This window comes from Ruegeria profundi, assembly GCF_001507545.1.
GTDB lineage: Bacteria > Pseudomonadota > Alphaproteobacteria > Rhodobacterales > Rhodobacteraceae > Ruegeria > Ruegeria profundi.
The window spans coordinates 161,312-176,175 of the sequence record NZ_LQBP01000002.1; the positions used below are offsets into that span (position 1 = coordinate 161,312).

Here is a 14,864-nt window from a genome sequence, read left to right on the forward strand (position 1 = left end):
AATCGTTCGGAGCACAAGGCTCCGTTCATTTGCCGCGCTAGAACGGGTTCCAACCGCTTCTCTCTATTCACGCAGGGCCCTGTCTTTGATTTTGACAACCGGTTGAAGCAGATACTCCATAACCGTTTTCCGGCCTGCCAGGATGTCGACTTCTGCAATCATTCCGGGGATTATTTCTACGGCCAGTCCATCGGCGTCCAACATCGAATTGCTGGTCTCAATCTCAACAACGAAAACCTCTTCATCATTGCGCTCGGATCGTGTGATCGTGTCGGCGCCGATACGAGTGATCTGACCGTCCAATGCACCGTAACGTGCATAGTCATAGGCGGTTATCTTGACCTTGACCGATTGTCCGGCATGCAGAAAAGCGATGTCATCCGGTCGCACATAGGCTTCGACAAGCAGAGTGTCGTTCAAAGGAACAATTTCCAGTAACTCCTCACCGCTGCGTGCCAACCCCCCGATCGTGCTGCGATGAATGCGGTTAACGATGCCGCGGACCGGAGATCTTATCTGCGCCCGTTCAGCCCGATCGCGCAGGGCGGGCAAAGCTGGCTGCAAGGCAGCAAGTTCCGTGGTTGCCAGTGCCAGATCGGTCAAAGCCGCGCTCCGAAACCGGCTGCGGGTTGCGCGGATGCGGTCGTCAATTTCCTCTAGCCCGGTTTTCAGCCTGTTGGTCACGGCGATAGCTCGGGTACGGCGACCCTCCCATTCGGCCTCACCACGGCGAAGGGTCAGAAGCGTCGTGGCTGGCTCCATGCGCTTTTGGACCAACGGCTCCATCATAGCGCGTTCTTCGGCTAGCAAGCTGAGCGTTTGATCAGCGGTGACACGGTCCACAAGGCCTTCTTCGTATTCCTGTTGTCTTTGCTGCCGTTGACTTTGCAGAATGGCGATTTCTGCTCTCAGTTCAGCTTGTCGCCCCTGATAGAGTGCGGTTTCTGATCGAACGACCTCAGGAGCGCCTTGGACCAGGGCCGCCGTAAACTGAAGGTCAGTACCATCAATCTCGGCCTGCAAGCGTTGAGTGCGCGCCATCAAGCCAAATGCGCGCTGCTGCTCCTGGCCCAGTTGGCTGTCGATTTGGGTTGTCTCAAACTCCATCAGCAATGCGCCTTTTTCAACCACTTGCCCCTCACGTATCTTCAATGATTGCAGAACGCCGGGTTCAGTGGCTTCAATCACCTGAATGTCTGCCGAGGGGACAATTCGGCCGTCAACGCGGGTCACGTCGTCCAGCTCGGTCAGATGCGCCCAGAGCCCCAGTGCGCCCAAGCAAGAAGTGATGACCAACAAAAGCAAGGATCCACGTATGGGTGAGCGACCGCGCATTTCACGGGCGAGCGTGGCAAGGTCAGGATGCCGCGACATTCAGGTGCCTCCGTGATTTGCGGGCATGTTGGGAAAGCATGCTTTTCGGTCCGTCAGCGCTAATGCGTCCGTTCTCGACCACAATGACACGGTCGACCAGTTCCAACAGGGTGGTGCGGTGTGTCACTATTACCATTGTTGTGTCTTGCGTCGCTTGTTTAAGGCGTTGGATCACGTTTGCTTCGGTTTTCACGTCCATCGCGCTGGTCGGTTCATCCAGTAGCAAAACCCGAGGACGCCCGACTAACGCTCTGGCCAATGCAATGGCTTGTCGCTGCCCCCCTGAAAGGCCTTCACCCCGCTCTGTTATTTTCTGGTCATATCCACTGGGTGTATTGGCTAGAAAGTCTTCAACCCCTGCCACCTTACCTGCATGGATCAGGTCCCGATCACGTGCTCTGACAGCGCCGCTGTTTATGTTTTCGCGTACAGTGCCGGAAAACAGCCAGATATCCTGTAGCACGGATCCGATATTCCTACGCAAATCGCCGGGATCAATCTGACGTATATCTGCCCCATCCAACATGACCGACCCCGCGCGCGCTTCGTAAAGCCCAAGCAACAGGCGACCAATAGTGCTTTTCCCGGAGCCGATTGGTCCCAAGATCGCGACTTTCTCACCCGGTTCGATCGAGAATGAAACTCCGGCCAATGTGTCGTGGGGCTGATCCGGGTAAGCAAAATGCACATCCTTGAAGGTGATACGACCTTCGCAACCGTCCCGACTGACCCATGTGCGACCCGGCGGTCTTTCGCTTTCGGCCTGCATCAGTGCATTGAGGCTACGGTAGGCACTTCGCGCCTGATTGACGCGTGTCAACGTCTGTGCAAGTTGGCCCAATGGGGCCAGGGCGCGCCCCGTCAGCATCACCGAAGCGACCAATGCCCCCATACTGGCCTGACCGTCCGTTATCAGAAAAACGCCAAAAAAGACAATCAGAACCTGCGCAGCCTGTTGGGTGAATCCAGTCAAATTCAATGCGAACTGCGTCACCGTCCGGCTGCGAATGCCGTGAGAAGATTGGCGTTCTATCGCGTTTTCCCAGCGTGTCCTCATTTGCCGGGCGGCTGAGGTGGTTTTGATAGTCTCAAGCCCTGATACGGTCTCTACAAGGACGGATTGTTTGGATTGACCGTCTGAGAAACTCTTTTCTGCTAGGCGCGACAACAGGGGCTGTATTGCGACACCGGTCAGCAGGACAAACGGAACAGCGAGCGCCGGGACAAGCGCCAATGGTCCGCCAACCAAGTAAATGACAAAGACGAACAGGGCAATGAATGGTAGATCAACTAATGCAACGAGTGTTGCCGAAGTGAAGAACTCTCGCAGCGTTTCGAACTCACGAACGGTACTTGCCATGGCGCCGGTGGATCCGGTTCGGGATTTCATGCGAATGTTCAAAATTTGATCGAACACGCGCCGTCCCATCAGCAGATCGGCCTTTTGTCCGGCGCGATCAATGAACCCTGCACGCAAAAGTTTCAAAACGAAATCAAACCCGAGCGCGAGGCCGACCCCGGCCGTCAGAGCGATAAGGGACTCGGTGGCCTCGTTTGGCAACACACGGTCATAAACAACCATGATGAAGATCGAGGTCGACAGGCCCAGCAAGTTGGCAAGCGCTGCGGCAAGGCCCACCTGTGTATAGGACCATCGGTTCGCAGCCATTGCCGACCAGAACCAGTGGCCAGAAACAGGGGCGTCGCCAGTTGCCACGTCTTCTTGATGATTGCGACGAAACAATATGGCATATCCGGTGTATATTTGCTTCAGCTTGTCTTCCGAAACTTCACCGATTCCATCACCAAGAGCCGGATCAAATACTAAGAGGTGCCCATGTTTTGTGCGGCCATGGTAGACAATGGCCTTTTCATCTTCCAAAACCAATAACGCAGGTGCCAAGTTTGCATCAAAATCCCCTAACTTGCGTTTGCCATATCCGGCCTGCAAACCCGCTCTCTGAGATACCTCGATGGCGTCGCGGAGGGTAAGCTCTCCTGCCGGTCCAGATTGCGCGGCAAACAAAGTTGCAAGTGTTATCGGGCGGTCAAGTTGGGCCGCGACGTGTAAAAGGCAGGCTTCAAGAGGCGAAAGCTCAGCGCCGTGCGAAATGGTTGCTGGCTTTGTCATGGGCCGTCCTCACGCCATTCGATTGTTGAAATGCCCAGCAAATCCAGAATATCGCCCGTCAGGCTAAGCGCAGCGTAATTGGTAAGAAAAAAGCTCTGCTCGGCCAGGATCAGTCTTTCCTGCGCGTTTACGTAGTCTCTTTGGGCATCAAGGATTTCGATTAGGCTACGCCGTCCAATTGTGAATTGAGCCCGCACCGCAGCCACACTGTCGGCGTTAGCTTGAACTGCAACCCGAGCGGTCTGCAAACGAACCGCGCCTGCCTGTTGATCTGACCGAACGAGTTCGAGTTCGCGGCGGATACTCCGAATGACCGAGTCACGGGCGAATTCAGCCTCTTTGACCTGCGCTTCGGCGGCAGCGATGGTGGCGCGGCGCTGGCCTGTGCTGTCGATTTCGTAGTTAAGCGATAGATCGACACCGAAATTTGCATCACTGCTGTTGTCCATGTCGGCAAAGGCTGCCAGCTGAACCTCAGGTTGGCGTCGCGCAAGGGCAGCCGCTTGCGCCGCCTTCGCAGATAGCAACGCCGCGTCTGCCCGGCGAACCTGTGGGCTGTCTAAGACAATCTGCGCATCGGTTCTGAGCAATGTGGGTGCGGCGACAGGCGGCGGTAGCGTTGTCGGGGTGGAGCCAAAAAGCTCACGAAACTGCGCATTCGCGCGATCCAGACGCGATTGGGCATCTGCCAGCCTTGTCCGTGCGTCAGCCATACGCGAACGGGCTGTCAGAACATCGGCGCTGGACCCAACACCCTGTTCTGTCCGCTCCGTAATCTGCTGCTCTAACTCTTCGTGAACCGTGACATTTCGGGCAGATATTTCCAAGATTTTTCGCCTGTCCAGAACCAAGACATACGCTTCGATCGCCGAAAGCGCGAGTGCTGCAGCGGTTTGCAATTGATCGCCATGGCTTTGCAGAACACCTGCTTTCGCCGCAGCCAGATCATTCGATGCAGCACCGCCGTCATAGACAAGCTGCGAAATACGCAGGTACGGAGTAACGTCGGCTGTGTTTGTGTCGATTCGCTCGGACCTGGCATTTACGCCTAAGGAAAATTGCGGCAGGAAAGCGCCTTTGGCGGCGTCTTCATTGGCTGCAGCTACCTCAAGTCGCGTGGCACTCTGTGCCAATTCGGGACTCGACTCAACAGCGGCCCGAACACGCTTCCCAAATGCGCTTTGCGCAAGTTGAGGCGACGGAACGCTTGCCCCAACGCCGACAGATCCACGGGACAGTGACATTTCAACCCCGGTCAGGTCTGGCGTGGATGTGCACGCCGAACACAGAGTGGCAAAGCCGATAAAGAGTGCAAAACTAGCATTGCGGTTGCTTATTAGCATAGGTGCTTCACACCCCATTGGTTCCGAGAAAATCGTCAGTCGGCGCGTTAGCCATGGCGTGAAGGAAACTGGAAATTTCTAAATTTTTAGTATATTTTTCCTGCGATTTTTCCTGCCATAGTTGTTTCTGCGCCTGTGCTATCCACCCGCAATGCGCAAGGGAAACCTGATGCGCGTGGATCAATTGCAACGCCCCAGAATCGACCAGCCTAAGTTTTTCAGCTTGTGTCAAAGTGCTTAGTCGCTGTGCCGACACTGCAAACGTTCCGGGGGCTAAGTCGATCCCGTCATATGCAGCAAGTGGTTCAAACAGCCCAAGCTTGTCCACCATTTGACAAAGGGCTTGGGTTGCCGCTCGCGCAGCTGCGCGAGCACTCAAAAAGGCTTGTACTTCTTGTAGGGCGGGTGACAAGGCACCGGTCTTGTCAAAGAACGTTTCGTCGTTTGGATCGTTGCTGATTAGGCCTGATGCTTCATCTACACATAACCTGAACATCGATTTACTGTCTGACGAATCTCGCCCAACCGGTTCAGCCCGAAATGGATAGCAGCGCAAATCTGATGGAACATAGGCTGCCATCCATCGTCCATCTCGGGATACGAAAGGGGTGGGCATGTTCGCGAAGAACGACAATATAACGTGCGGCTCGAAACCCGCTTGGTCTTTTTTGAAAAAAATTGGGAAAGCCGACGCTGCCTGCAAGACTTCTTGAAGGACAATTGCGCAATCAGTGCGGTCCATCGCGAAATCGTAAGAGGTGAAACGTCTCCAGTACATACGCCCATGTCGGGTGAAAGTAACTGGAACGTGGCCATTCTGCGCCATGTTGTTTCCCATAAAAATAATTGGCTGCCGTTCAGGTTGAACGGCAGCTGATTGAAATGGTTAAGCAGTTGCGCCGGTGGGGTCTGTATGAAGGATGTTGTCCGCACTTAGACCATTCAAGTCATCAAGCCCGCTAAAATGTGCAATCGTTTCGACCGACGCAGAATCCGCGGTAGTGTAATCGACCTTGAACAGGGCACTGTCCGACCCGTCTGTAGCCATCACAAAAAGCTCATCACCGGCCTGAATTCCAGCGAAGTTTTCAACGGCGGTTTCGATCGTGTTTTCGGACAGATCGCCTAGGACCGTTGTCAGGCCAACGAATCCGGTATCTGCACCAACTGCGTCTCCATCGGCTAGGCTTTCAAATCCGTTTCCGTTACCACGCAGGTCCTCTGAGTTTAGCCCACTAAACATCAGCCCATCAGTCACATCGTTTGCGCCGCCGATTGTGAATCCCGTGATGGTATCAACACCGTTTGCAGCCGGATCAGCTTCGAACACAACGAGGTCGCGCCCGACTTCCGAGAGGTCAATCATATCATCCCCGTCTTGTCCGCGAATGACGGTGTCGACGGCGGTTGCAACCAACGTATCGTCCCCATTTGTACCGATCTGGAAGACGGATGGCCCGCCTTCGGGGGTGGTGATCGACAGCTCAATAGGCTGACTGGAGTCAACTACGGTCATGTCGAACGTCACCAGAGGCTGACTGAGGTCAGTGAAAGTTGTTGCAGCGGCACCGAAGCTGATCATCGAGCCACCAATAGGGTTGGATGTAAACAAGTCGAACGACGCATTGCCTATGTCCGATCCGGCGTTAAAGGTCACAACGGATGGGTCAAAGCCGAGGTCAGCCGTAAAGTCTAAGCCGGTCGATATATCACGGTCAGCATCGGCGTAGATTGCGAATGTCAGGGTGTTTCCGCTCATACCTGTCTGCGCAATCACATAGGCCGCCGATTCATGCGCCGCATTTTGATCTGACGCAGGCAGCGGATCCGGGCCACCGGACACCGCGGCGTTCGCGGTGAAGTTCAGATCATCGCCAGCATTGATGTTGGTAAACTCTGTGTCCGGGACCGCCAGAGACCAGGTTCCATCGGCGCCAACAGTCGCGGGGCCGACCGAATTTCCGTTCAGTGTAACATCCACCATCTGACCTGCACTTAGCCCAAGCGAGGTACCGGAAACCATAACACCCGAAGCCTGTGCGTCGGTCAGCGAAACCGCATTGTTTGTTCCAACAGCGTTGATCGTCAAGATCGGGCGAAAATCCGTGGTGAACGCGGTCGCGGCCAGTATCGCCGGATTCCCTGCGAGATCAGACACGTTGGCCGAGATCGGATAGCTTGTACTGTCTGAGAGCGTGGTCAAATCAGCTGATGGCACAGTTGTGGACCAGACTCCGCCGGAAGCGGTTCCGGTATAGCTTTGACCGTTCAAAGTAACAGTAACAGTTTGCCCGTCTTCCGCGCTGGTTGTCCCCGTGATCACGAGGTCACTTGCTTGCTCGACCAAGTCCAGCTCTGATCCAACGGGTAGGGGGTCTATCGTAACGGTTGGCGCGGAAAAATCCGTGCTGAAACTCGCAGTACCGACCGCGCTGTTGCCTGCTGCATCAGACACAGAAGCCGCGACTTCATAAGCAACACCGTCCTGCAAAGCGCTCAGATCTGCGGCCGAGGCGGTGTAGGCCCAGCCGCCGCTGCTAACTGTTGCGGTGCCGCTGACGTCAACTGTCCCGTCGGGTCGGGTGATTTCGAATGTGATGACAGTGCCATCCGGGGCATCGGAAAGACCAGTGACAATCAGGTCTGTCCCTTGTTGCGCAGCATTCATGACAGCGCCATCCGGCACGCTTGTGATGCTAATCGACGGTGCGGTGAAGTCAGTGTCAAAGTCGCCTGTGGCCTGAAGCGCAGGATTCCCTGCCGCATCTGACACGTCTGCGGTAACTGACACAGTCGCCCCATCGGACAAAGCAGCCAGGTCAGCTGCAGGTACGGTGACTGACCAAGCCCCGCCGGACACCGTGGCTGTATAGGTGCTACCGTTCATCGAAATGGTCACTGTCTGACCGTTTTCTGCAGTGGTAGACCCTGTGATGGTGAGATCGGTACCCTGCTCAGTCGCGTTCAAAAAGGCACCCCCTGAGAAACTGTCGATCGACAGGGTCGGAGCGGTGGCATCTTTGGAAAGAGGCACACTGGCTTGAGGTGCCACTAGCCCGTCAGCGTCTGAGACGTCCGCGGTGATGGAAAAGCTTCCACCGTCCGCAAGCGCCCCTAGGTCCGCAGCGGGTACAATCACGCTCCAGTTGCCGCTTGTGACTGAGCCGGTATAGGTTTGACCGTTCAGGGTGACAGTAACTTGCTGTCCGTCTCCTACTTTGTCGGTGGTTCCTGAGATTGTCAGATCCGATCCAATCTCGACAGCATTCAGAACTTCGCCGACAGACAGGGGGGAGATCGCGACGGACGGTCCCGTCAGGTCCACCGGCACCGAGGCTGAAACAGGAACTGATATGTTGCCGGCCGCATCGCTTACCGAAACACTGATCGCCGCAGGGACACCAGTCGATAGACCTCCAAGATCGGCGGTTGGGACTGTCACGCTCCAGGCACCGCCAGACGCCATCGCGGAATAAGTTTGCCCGTCGAAGACAACCGTCACCGGCTGACCGTCAACCGCATTGGTCGATCCGGTAAGGATCAGGTCGCTGCTAACGTCGATCAGTTCAATGGACCCGCCCGCAACCGGGTCGAGTGAGATGGTGGGGGCGGTGAAATCTGTATCAAAGCTGCCATTGGCCTGCATTGCGGGGTTGCCGGCTTGATCCTCGACGTCAGCCGTGACAGCAACGGTTGCGCCGTCTGACAGGCCAGCCAGATCGGCGGCGGGAACGGTAACGCTCCACGCTCCTCCGGAAACGGTGCCCGAATAGGTCTGCCCATTGATCGTAACCGTAACGCTCTGTCCGTCTTCGGCATCTGTTGTACCGGTTACCGCGAGGTCGGTAGACTGCTCTGAGGCGTTCATCACCGGCCCATCGGAAAACCCTGTGATGGTCAGGGTCGGAGGAATTGTATCGACGTCGAATGTAAACATCTCGGTCGCCAGTTCCATGCCTTCGGAGTCGAGATTGCGAACCGTCACGGACTGAACGCCTTGCGGCAGGCTGGCGGCTTCAGATGGGCTCAGCGAAATGGTCCACATGCCGTCACTATCGGGTGTCACAGTCTTGGTGATCGCCCCGATGGTAATTTCGATAGTGTCGGTATCTGCTGGCGCAACAAAGCCCGTGCCGGCACTGCTTAGGGTATTGCTTTGCGCGCCTGCAAGGTTGAGAACCGGATAGGTCGGTGCGGCGACTGTTGTATCATCGCCGCCTCCGCCACCGCCACCTGCGGCAGCAGCTGCGGCTCCGGCAAGGCCAAGACCACCCAGAGCCACCGTTGCAGCACTGACGCCCCCGGTGGCAGCAGCGGCTACGCCACCAGCTTCCGCCAGGCTCAATTGCGCAATCTCGGAGACTGCCCCTTCGGCAATCATGATTGCGCCGCTGTCCAGCACTTGCACATTTTCGGCCGCGACGATCATCTTTCGGCCGTCCGCCAATTTCAAAACGACATCTCCGTTGTCCAACAGCTTGACCGACCGCACACCTGGAATGGTCTCGGCAAATTGAAATGCATACAGCTCCTCAATCGTGGCCTGCGCCAATGCCGGCAGCGCCAGAATCGTCGAGCCAAGCCCACCTGCAATGCTGCGCCCGGCCCATCGACGCATCTTGCCGTCGATCCACTGACGGATTTTTTGCTTACGCTCGAAATCAGGCTGAACGTCATTCGGGGTGATCTGGGTTTCAGGTGCTTTGGTCATCTTGCCCTCACGTGTGGTGTCCGCATTTGCCGGATGGAGTCTGGATTTTTCATCTGTCTTTGCCTTCTGAGGCTCATGCGGTCCGAGTAGAAAATTTGAGACAAACTGAAGCCGAACTTCTCGTTTTTTCCACAATCCAGCTTTGGTTTCGCGCTGCGCATCAGATCATCCTTGAGTCGGTGTCAGGTGTGGTGTGGAGTAATTGAATATGATGCTTCAGTTCGAAGGTGTGGTTGCAACGGGGAGCGCAGCGCTCGATACAGGTATCGGTGATACGGCTTTAAAAACGTTTAATGGCGAAACTTACCTGTATGGGGTGACCGGCCCGGGGGGCGGAATTGCGGTTTGGAAACTGGTCGAAGGTGCTCTGCCGCAGCTGCAGGATACCGAGTATTTCAGCGGTACGATCACGTTTCAGGTTGGTGAAATCGGTGTACCTGTTTCACTGACCGGACGTGATCTGCTTGCACTGGATGTACGCTTGGCGACCGGATTGGTGGGGTATGAAATGAATCCCGACGGAACGTTGGGTGCTTTGACGGAGGTAGATTCGTTGCCCGGCGGTGGGGATATCGCGGCAGTTGCTCAGTTCGGAGACGTGCTGACCGTTGCACATGAGAAAACAGGGCAGGTCGCAACATACACAATTGGCGCCGACGGCAGTTTGACCCTGGCAGCATCTGTAACAGCAACGGCGGATTCAGTGCAGGTTCTTGGGGCAGGGGCGGATCACTATGTGATCGCCGCAGATGGCGTAAGTAACGTGATCAATACGTTCAGTGTTGATCAGACGACCGGGGCCATTGCAGTGGTGGACAACAGCGATGCCCTCTCGACCTTGGGGATTGCAACGCCCACGGCGGTCGAAGTGGTTCAGGCCTACGACCGGTCATGGGTCGTGGTGGCGGGGGCGGGTAGCAACTCGCTTAGCGTAATGGAGCTTCGCAGTGACGGGCGTCTGGTTCCCACGGACCACGTACTGGACTCGCTGCATACACGTTTTGAGTCGGTGCAGGACCTTGCGGTCGTCGAAGCAGACGGGCATGTGTTTGTCGTTGCTGGCGGGGGCGACGATGGCGTATCCCTTTTCACACTGACGCCCACGGGTCAGCTGGTGCATTTGCACAGTTTCGAAGACACGGTGCATAGCGGACTGCAAAATGTCGAGACGCTGAGCGTTGCCCGAGTTGGGAACGAACTGCAAATTCTTGTAAGTTCGCAGCAGGATGCAGGGCTGACGCAGCTTAGCGTTTCAATCGCAGACCTTGGTATCGTCCGCGAAGGGTTTGGTACGATAATCGGAACGGCGCAGAACGATATGCTAAGCGGCAGTTTCCTCGACACCACCCTTTTTGGCGGCGCAGGAGATGACATTCTGATCGCTGGCGTTGGTGCAACCACCATGAACGGGGGTGCTGGCGCAGACATTTTCGTAATGAAATATGGAAGCGATCCAACAACGATCAACGGGTTTGAAGCTGGCATTGATCGGTTGGATATGTTCGACTATCCGCTGCTGCGCACACCGGGTCAATTGTCGTTCACAGCCACGGCCAAGGGTGCACGGATCGAGTTCTTCGACGACGTTATCATACTCAATTCATCATCTGGCCGCCCGTTGACCAGTGCCGAAGTGTTTGGTGCCGGGTTCGGAGGGCCGGATCACGTCCCTGTCGACTTCGGGGATTTTGGCGGATTGGACCCAGGCAGTTCGAACGGGGTGCTTGGTGACGTATCAATCAACTCTGAGACCGGAAATGCCGGGTTGTCAGATGCTGAGATCAGGTTCACCCCAGATGGCGGCGGCACGATCAGCGTTCGAGCTGACGAAGATGGCCGGTTTGATCTTGGCCTGCCCTCAGGGACATTCGAGGGCGAGTTGGATATCGTCAAAACCTACTCAACAGCCAGTTCGAAAATCACAGCGTTGGATGCCTTACAGGTTCTGCGAATCTCGGTCGGACTGGACCCGACCTGGGGGCCAGCGACGCCCGAAAATCTGATTGCAGCTGACATAACGCAGGACGGTAGGGTTACGGCCTTAGATGCATTGGTAATTCTGCAGACCGTTGTTCAACTGCCGACGGCATATGATGCGAAATGGGTGTTTCTGGACGATGATACGGACCTGTCTGGCATAACCGCGAGAAACGTGCGCTATGAAACCGGAACTGATGTCACCGTTATGGACAATATCCTGACCACGGACATGACCTCAATCCTACTCGGGAATCTGGAACCCGGCTGAAGCCGCGATCAAGACTACTCGCGGAAGGCCCGGTTGAAGTAATCAGTCATCGGTTTGACCAGATAGGACAACGGTGTTCTTTCGTCCGTCTTGATCATGGTCTCAACTGGCATGCCCGGCAGCAAGGCCTGGCCTTTCAGGCGATCTATCTGATTTTCCTCGGGCGCGACCTCGGCGCGATAATAGGTCTGCCCCGTGAGATCATCGGTAAAAGTGTCTGCCGAGACAGTAATAACCCGCCCATCAATCTCGGGCGTTTCGCGTTGGTTAAAAGCAGGAAAGCGCAGGGAAACGGGCTGACCTATGTGCAACTGATCCACATGGATTGCATCCACGCGCGCGGCAACCAGCAAAGGGGTGTCCTGCGGTACGACATACATCATTGGCTCGGCAGGCTGAATTACGGATTGCAGCGCAAAGACCTGACTGCCATAGACCGTGCCCGCGACCGGCGCGCGAATATCCAACCGCGACAGCCGCACGTCCAGGGACAAGCGACGTTCAGCCAGTTCCGAGATTTGTGTCTGAACGTCCCTCAACGCGGTGATGGCCTGCTCGCGACGGGTTGCTGTCAACTCAACAATCTCGATCTCGGTCGCCGCAATCTGGCCCGCCAAACGCGCAACTGCAGCTTCAAGGCGCCCGATTTCACCTGTGAGGCTGGCTTCTTCCCGCTGCAGGGCCGACACGCGGCTGGCTGGGGTCAAGCCGCGGTCAAACAGGCTCTGTTGGTCTTTGAGTTCGTTCTGGATCAGGTCAACTTGACGGCGTAGCGAGACAAGTTGCGCCTCAGTACCCTCAATCTCACTTTCAATTTGAATCAATTGCTTGCCAAGCTGTTCCGTTTGTTGGTTCAAGGTGTCCAATCGGGCTTCAAAAAGACGTTGTTGACCAGCGATCAGGTCAGGGTCCACGTTTTCCTGCTGCTGAATTTCTGCCAGACGAGCCGCCAATGCTTTGGGGTCGACCCCATCGCGCTCTGCCTCCAATCGGGCTTTGCGCGCCAGCAACTCGAACAATTGAGTTTCAACGATGGTTTTCTCCGACGACAAAAACGTGTCGTCCAGGCGCACCAGCAAATCACCATCGGAAACTGCATCTCCGTCTCGCACATAGATTTCACCAACAACACCGCCGTCAGGGTGTTCAACCACCTGCCGGTTGCTCTGCACCTCAATTACACCTTGCGAGATGATCGCACCGGCCAACCGGGTCTGCACAGCCCAGATGCCCAACCCTCCGACTAAGATCACTAGCGCCACAAATCCTATAATAGCTGGGACCGTAATGCGCCAAACCGGTCGCGTATCAAACGCCGCACTATCCTGCATTTTTGTTCACCTGGCTGAAGCCTCGTTTTATGGCACCGGCGTTTTGTACCATGGCGGCTAACACTTCATCCCGGCTGCCGGATTTCACGACTTGCCCGTTTTCGACAACTGCAAGGTCGTCGCATTCCGAGATCGCCTGAGGTCGATGGGTCATAATGATAGCAGATTTACCGGCGGATTTCAGGTCACGTATGGCAGCGTTCAAGGCCTCGGTCCCATCGGCATCAAGGGCTGAGTTCGGCTCGTCAAGGATCAGCAGAACCGGGTCCCCGTATAAGGCCCGGGCCAGCGCGATGCGCTGTTTCTGACCCCCCGAAAGCTGGCTGTCATTGCCCTCCAAAAACGTGTCATAGCCTTTGCTAAGGGACAGGATCAACTCGTGTGCGTTTGCTTTCTTGGCCGCAGCAACTACGGCCTCTGGATCAGGATTTTCCGACATGCGGGCGATGTTTTCAGCCACCGATCCGTTGAACAGGGTGACCTCTTGCGGCAGGTATCCGATATGCTGGCCCAGATCGATGGGGTCGTATTGATCCAGCGTGGCACCCCCCAACCGGATTTCTCCGGCCGCTGGCTTCCACAGACCTAACAAAGCCTTGGCCATTGTCGATTTACCCGATCCGCTTTTGCCGATAACACCAAGCGCCTTGCCGGGTTCAACGCGCAGCGTGACATTGCGCAAAGTCGGTTTGTCTGCACCGGGCGGGATAACCGTCAGGCCCTTGGCCGTCAGACTGGCCGCAGGGACTGGCAGCTTGGTGCGCGGCTGTTCGGGCGGGGTTGCATCCAGAAAACGGTTCAGCGAGAACCACGCCATCCGGGCGCGCTCGACCATTCCCCATTGACCGATAACCTGTTCAACCGGTGCCAGCGCCCGCCCCAGCAGGATTGACCCGGCAATCATCGCGCCGGGCGTCAGCTCATTGCGCAGCACCAGCCACGCACCAAGAGCCAGCATCGCCGATTGCAGGAACAGCCGTAGCGATTTGGTCAAAGAAGTAAAACTGCCGGTCCAGTCGCTGGCAGCAATGGTCTGGCGCAGGGCACTGATGCGCCGACGTTGCCAGCGTTGGGTAATATCGCCCTGCATGCCTTGAGACCGGACCACTTCGGCTGCTTGCCTTGCATGTTCGGAGAATGCATTGGCCTGCGCTGCAGCCTTTTGCGCCTCGGCCACCTTTCGGTGCGTCAGCCACTGGTTCAAAAGGGCGATCAGGATCAACAAAGTTCCACCTGCGACGGCTAACCAGCCAAGCAGCGGATGGAACAGGAATATGGCCGCCAAAAAGACCGGGGTCCATGGGATATCCATCACGGCAAGCAGAACGGGCGAGGAACACAGGTTTTGAATGGACTCCAGATCCCGAAGTGCCGTTGCCGGGGCCGACCGCACCTGCGGATATAATGACCGTCGCATGGTGGCATCGAACACACGTTCATCCAGTTGCGATTGGAACCGTGCCCCGAACCGAGCCACGATTCTGCCGCGGGCAAAATCCAGCATTGCCATAAGGGCGTACAGGAGTGCGACAAGCAAGAACAGCGCCGTCAGCGTCTCAACCGCACGCGAGCTAAGAACCCGGTCATAGACCTGCAACATGAATAAGGGCCCGGTCAGCATCAGAAGGTTCACGAAGATGCTGAACAGAAACGCCAGCGCCAAAGACGTAATTCCCTTACTGCCTACAGCGCGTAGCTCGTGGCGGCGCGGTATCATCATGCGGTT

At 56.2% G+C, this 14,864-nt stretch carries 8 protein-coding genes; 1 reads left to right on the forward strand and 7 read right to left on the reverse strand.

Features of this window, described 5'->3' with window-relative positions:
- Positions 1–63 precede the first annotated feature (63 nt).
- From AVO44_RS04300 to AVO44_RS04320, 5 genes are all read right to left on the reverse strand, one after another.
- Positions 64–1,374 carry an HlyD family type I secretion periplasmic adaptor subunit gene (locus AVO44_RS04300; RefSeq protein ID WP_068333097.1) on the reverse strand — a complete coding sequence of 437 codons (1,311 nt, stop codon included), beginning with the start codon at positions 1,372–1,374 and terminating at the stop codon, positions 64–66.
- Positions 1,358–3,505 carry a type I secretion system permease/ATPase gene (locus AVO44_RS04305; protein WP_068333099.1) on the reverse strand — a complete coding sequence of 716 codons (2,148 nt, stop codon included), beginning with the start codon at positions 3,503–3,505 and terminating at the stop codon, positions 1,358–1,360. Before AVO44_RS04305 ends, AVO44_RS04300 begins: the two co-directional genes overlap by 17 nt.
- Positions 3,502–4,749, reverse strand: a complete 1,248-nt coding sequence (locus tag AVO44_RS04310; RefSeq protein ID WP_169794827.1) for a TolC family protein — start codon at positions 4,747–4,749, stop codon at positions 3,502–3,504. Before AVO44_RS04310 ends, AVO44_RS04305 begins: the two co-directional genes overlap by 4 nt.
- Positions 4,750–4,855: 106 nt before the next feature.
- Entirely contained in the window at positions 4,856–5,686 is an 831-nt protein-coding gene (locus AVO44_RS04315) for a SapC family protein (protein ID WP_082677382.1), read from the reverse strand.
- A gap of 48 nt (positions 5,687–5,734) precedes the next feature.
- A complete protein-coding gene (locus AVO44_RS04320; RefSeq protein ID WP_068333108.1) occupies positions 5,735–9,559 on the reverse strand; it encodes an adhesin in 3,825 nt (1,274 codons plus the stop codon).
- Between the two features lie 208 nt (positions 9,560–9,767).
- Here AVO44_RS04320 and AVO44_RS04325 point away from each other — a divergent pair, with 208 nt between their 5' ends.
- Positions 9,768–11,807, forward strand: coding sequence for a dockerin type I domain-containing protein (locus AVO44_RS04325; protein WP_068333111.1), 2,040 nt, complete (start codon positions 9,768–9,770; stop codon positions 11,805–11,807).
- Positions 11,808–11,821: 14 nt separating this feature from the next.
- Here the strand turns inward: AVO44_RS04325 and AVO44_RS04330 are convergent, their stop codons facing one another.
- Both AVO44_RS04330 and AVO44_RS04335 read right to left on the reverse strand, forming a co-directional pair.
- Positions 11,822–13,138 carry an HlyD family type I secretion periplasmic adaptor subunit gene (locus AVO44_RS04330; protein WP_068333114.1) on the reverse strand — a complete coding sequence of 439 codons (1,317 nt, stop codon included), beginning with the start codon at positions 13,136–13,138 and terminating at the stop codon, positions 11,822–11,824.
- Positions 13,128–14,858 (reverse strand): type I secretion system permease/ATPase, encoded by a 1,731-nt coding sequence (locus AVO44_RS04335; protein WP_068333117.1) that lies wholly within the window; start codon positions 14,856–14,858, stop codon positions 13,128–13,130. The genes AVO44_RS04330 and AVO44_RS04335 overlap by 11 nt, the downstream gene beginning before the upstream one ends.
- Positions 14,859–14,864 lie beyond the last annotated feature (6 nt).

Excerpts from the sequence above, each read along its gene's own strand:
- AVO44_RS04320 (WP_068333108.1), bottom strand. The coding sequence starts at position 9,559 with ATGACCAAAGCACCTGAAACCCAGATCACCCCGAATGACGTTCAGCCT.
- AVO44_RS04335 (WP_068333117.1), bottom strand. The coding sequence starts at position 14,858 with ATGATGATACCGCGCCGCCACGAGCTACGCGCTGTAGGCAGTAAGGGA.
- AVO44_RS04315 (WP_082677382.1), bottom strand. The coding sequence starts at position 5,686 with ATGGGAAACAACATGGCGCAGAATGGCCACGTTCCAGTTACTTTCACC.
- AVO44_RS04330 (WP_068333114.1), bottom strand. The coding sequence starts at position 13,138 with ATGCAGGATAGTGCGGCGTTTGATACGCGACCGGTTTGGCGCATTACG.
- AVO44_RS04325 (WP_068333111.1), top strand. The coding sequence starts at position 9,768 with ATGATGCTTCAGTTCGAAGGTGTGGTTGCAACGGGGAGCGCAGCGCTC.
- AVO44_RS04310 (WP_169794827.1), bottom strand. The coding sequence starts at position 4,749 with ATGTCACTGTCCCGTGGATCTGTCGGCGTTGGGGCAAGCGTTCCGTCG.
- AVO44_RS04300 (WP_068333097.1), bottom strand. The coding sequence starts at position 1,374 with ATGTCGCGGCATCCTGACCTTGCCACGCTCGCCCGTGAAATGCGCGGT.
- AVO44_RS04305 (WP_068333099.1), bottom strand. The coding sequence starts at position 3,505 with ATGACAAAGCCAGCAACCATTTCGCACGGCGCTGAGCTTTCGCCTCTT.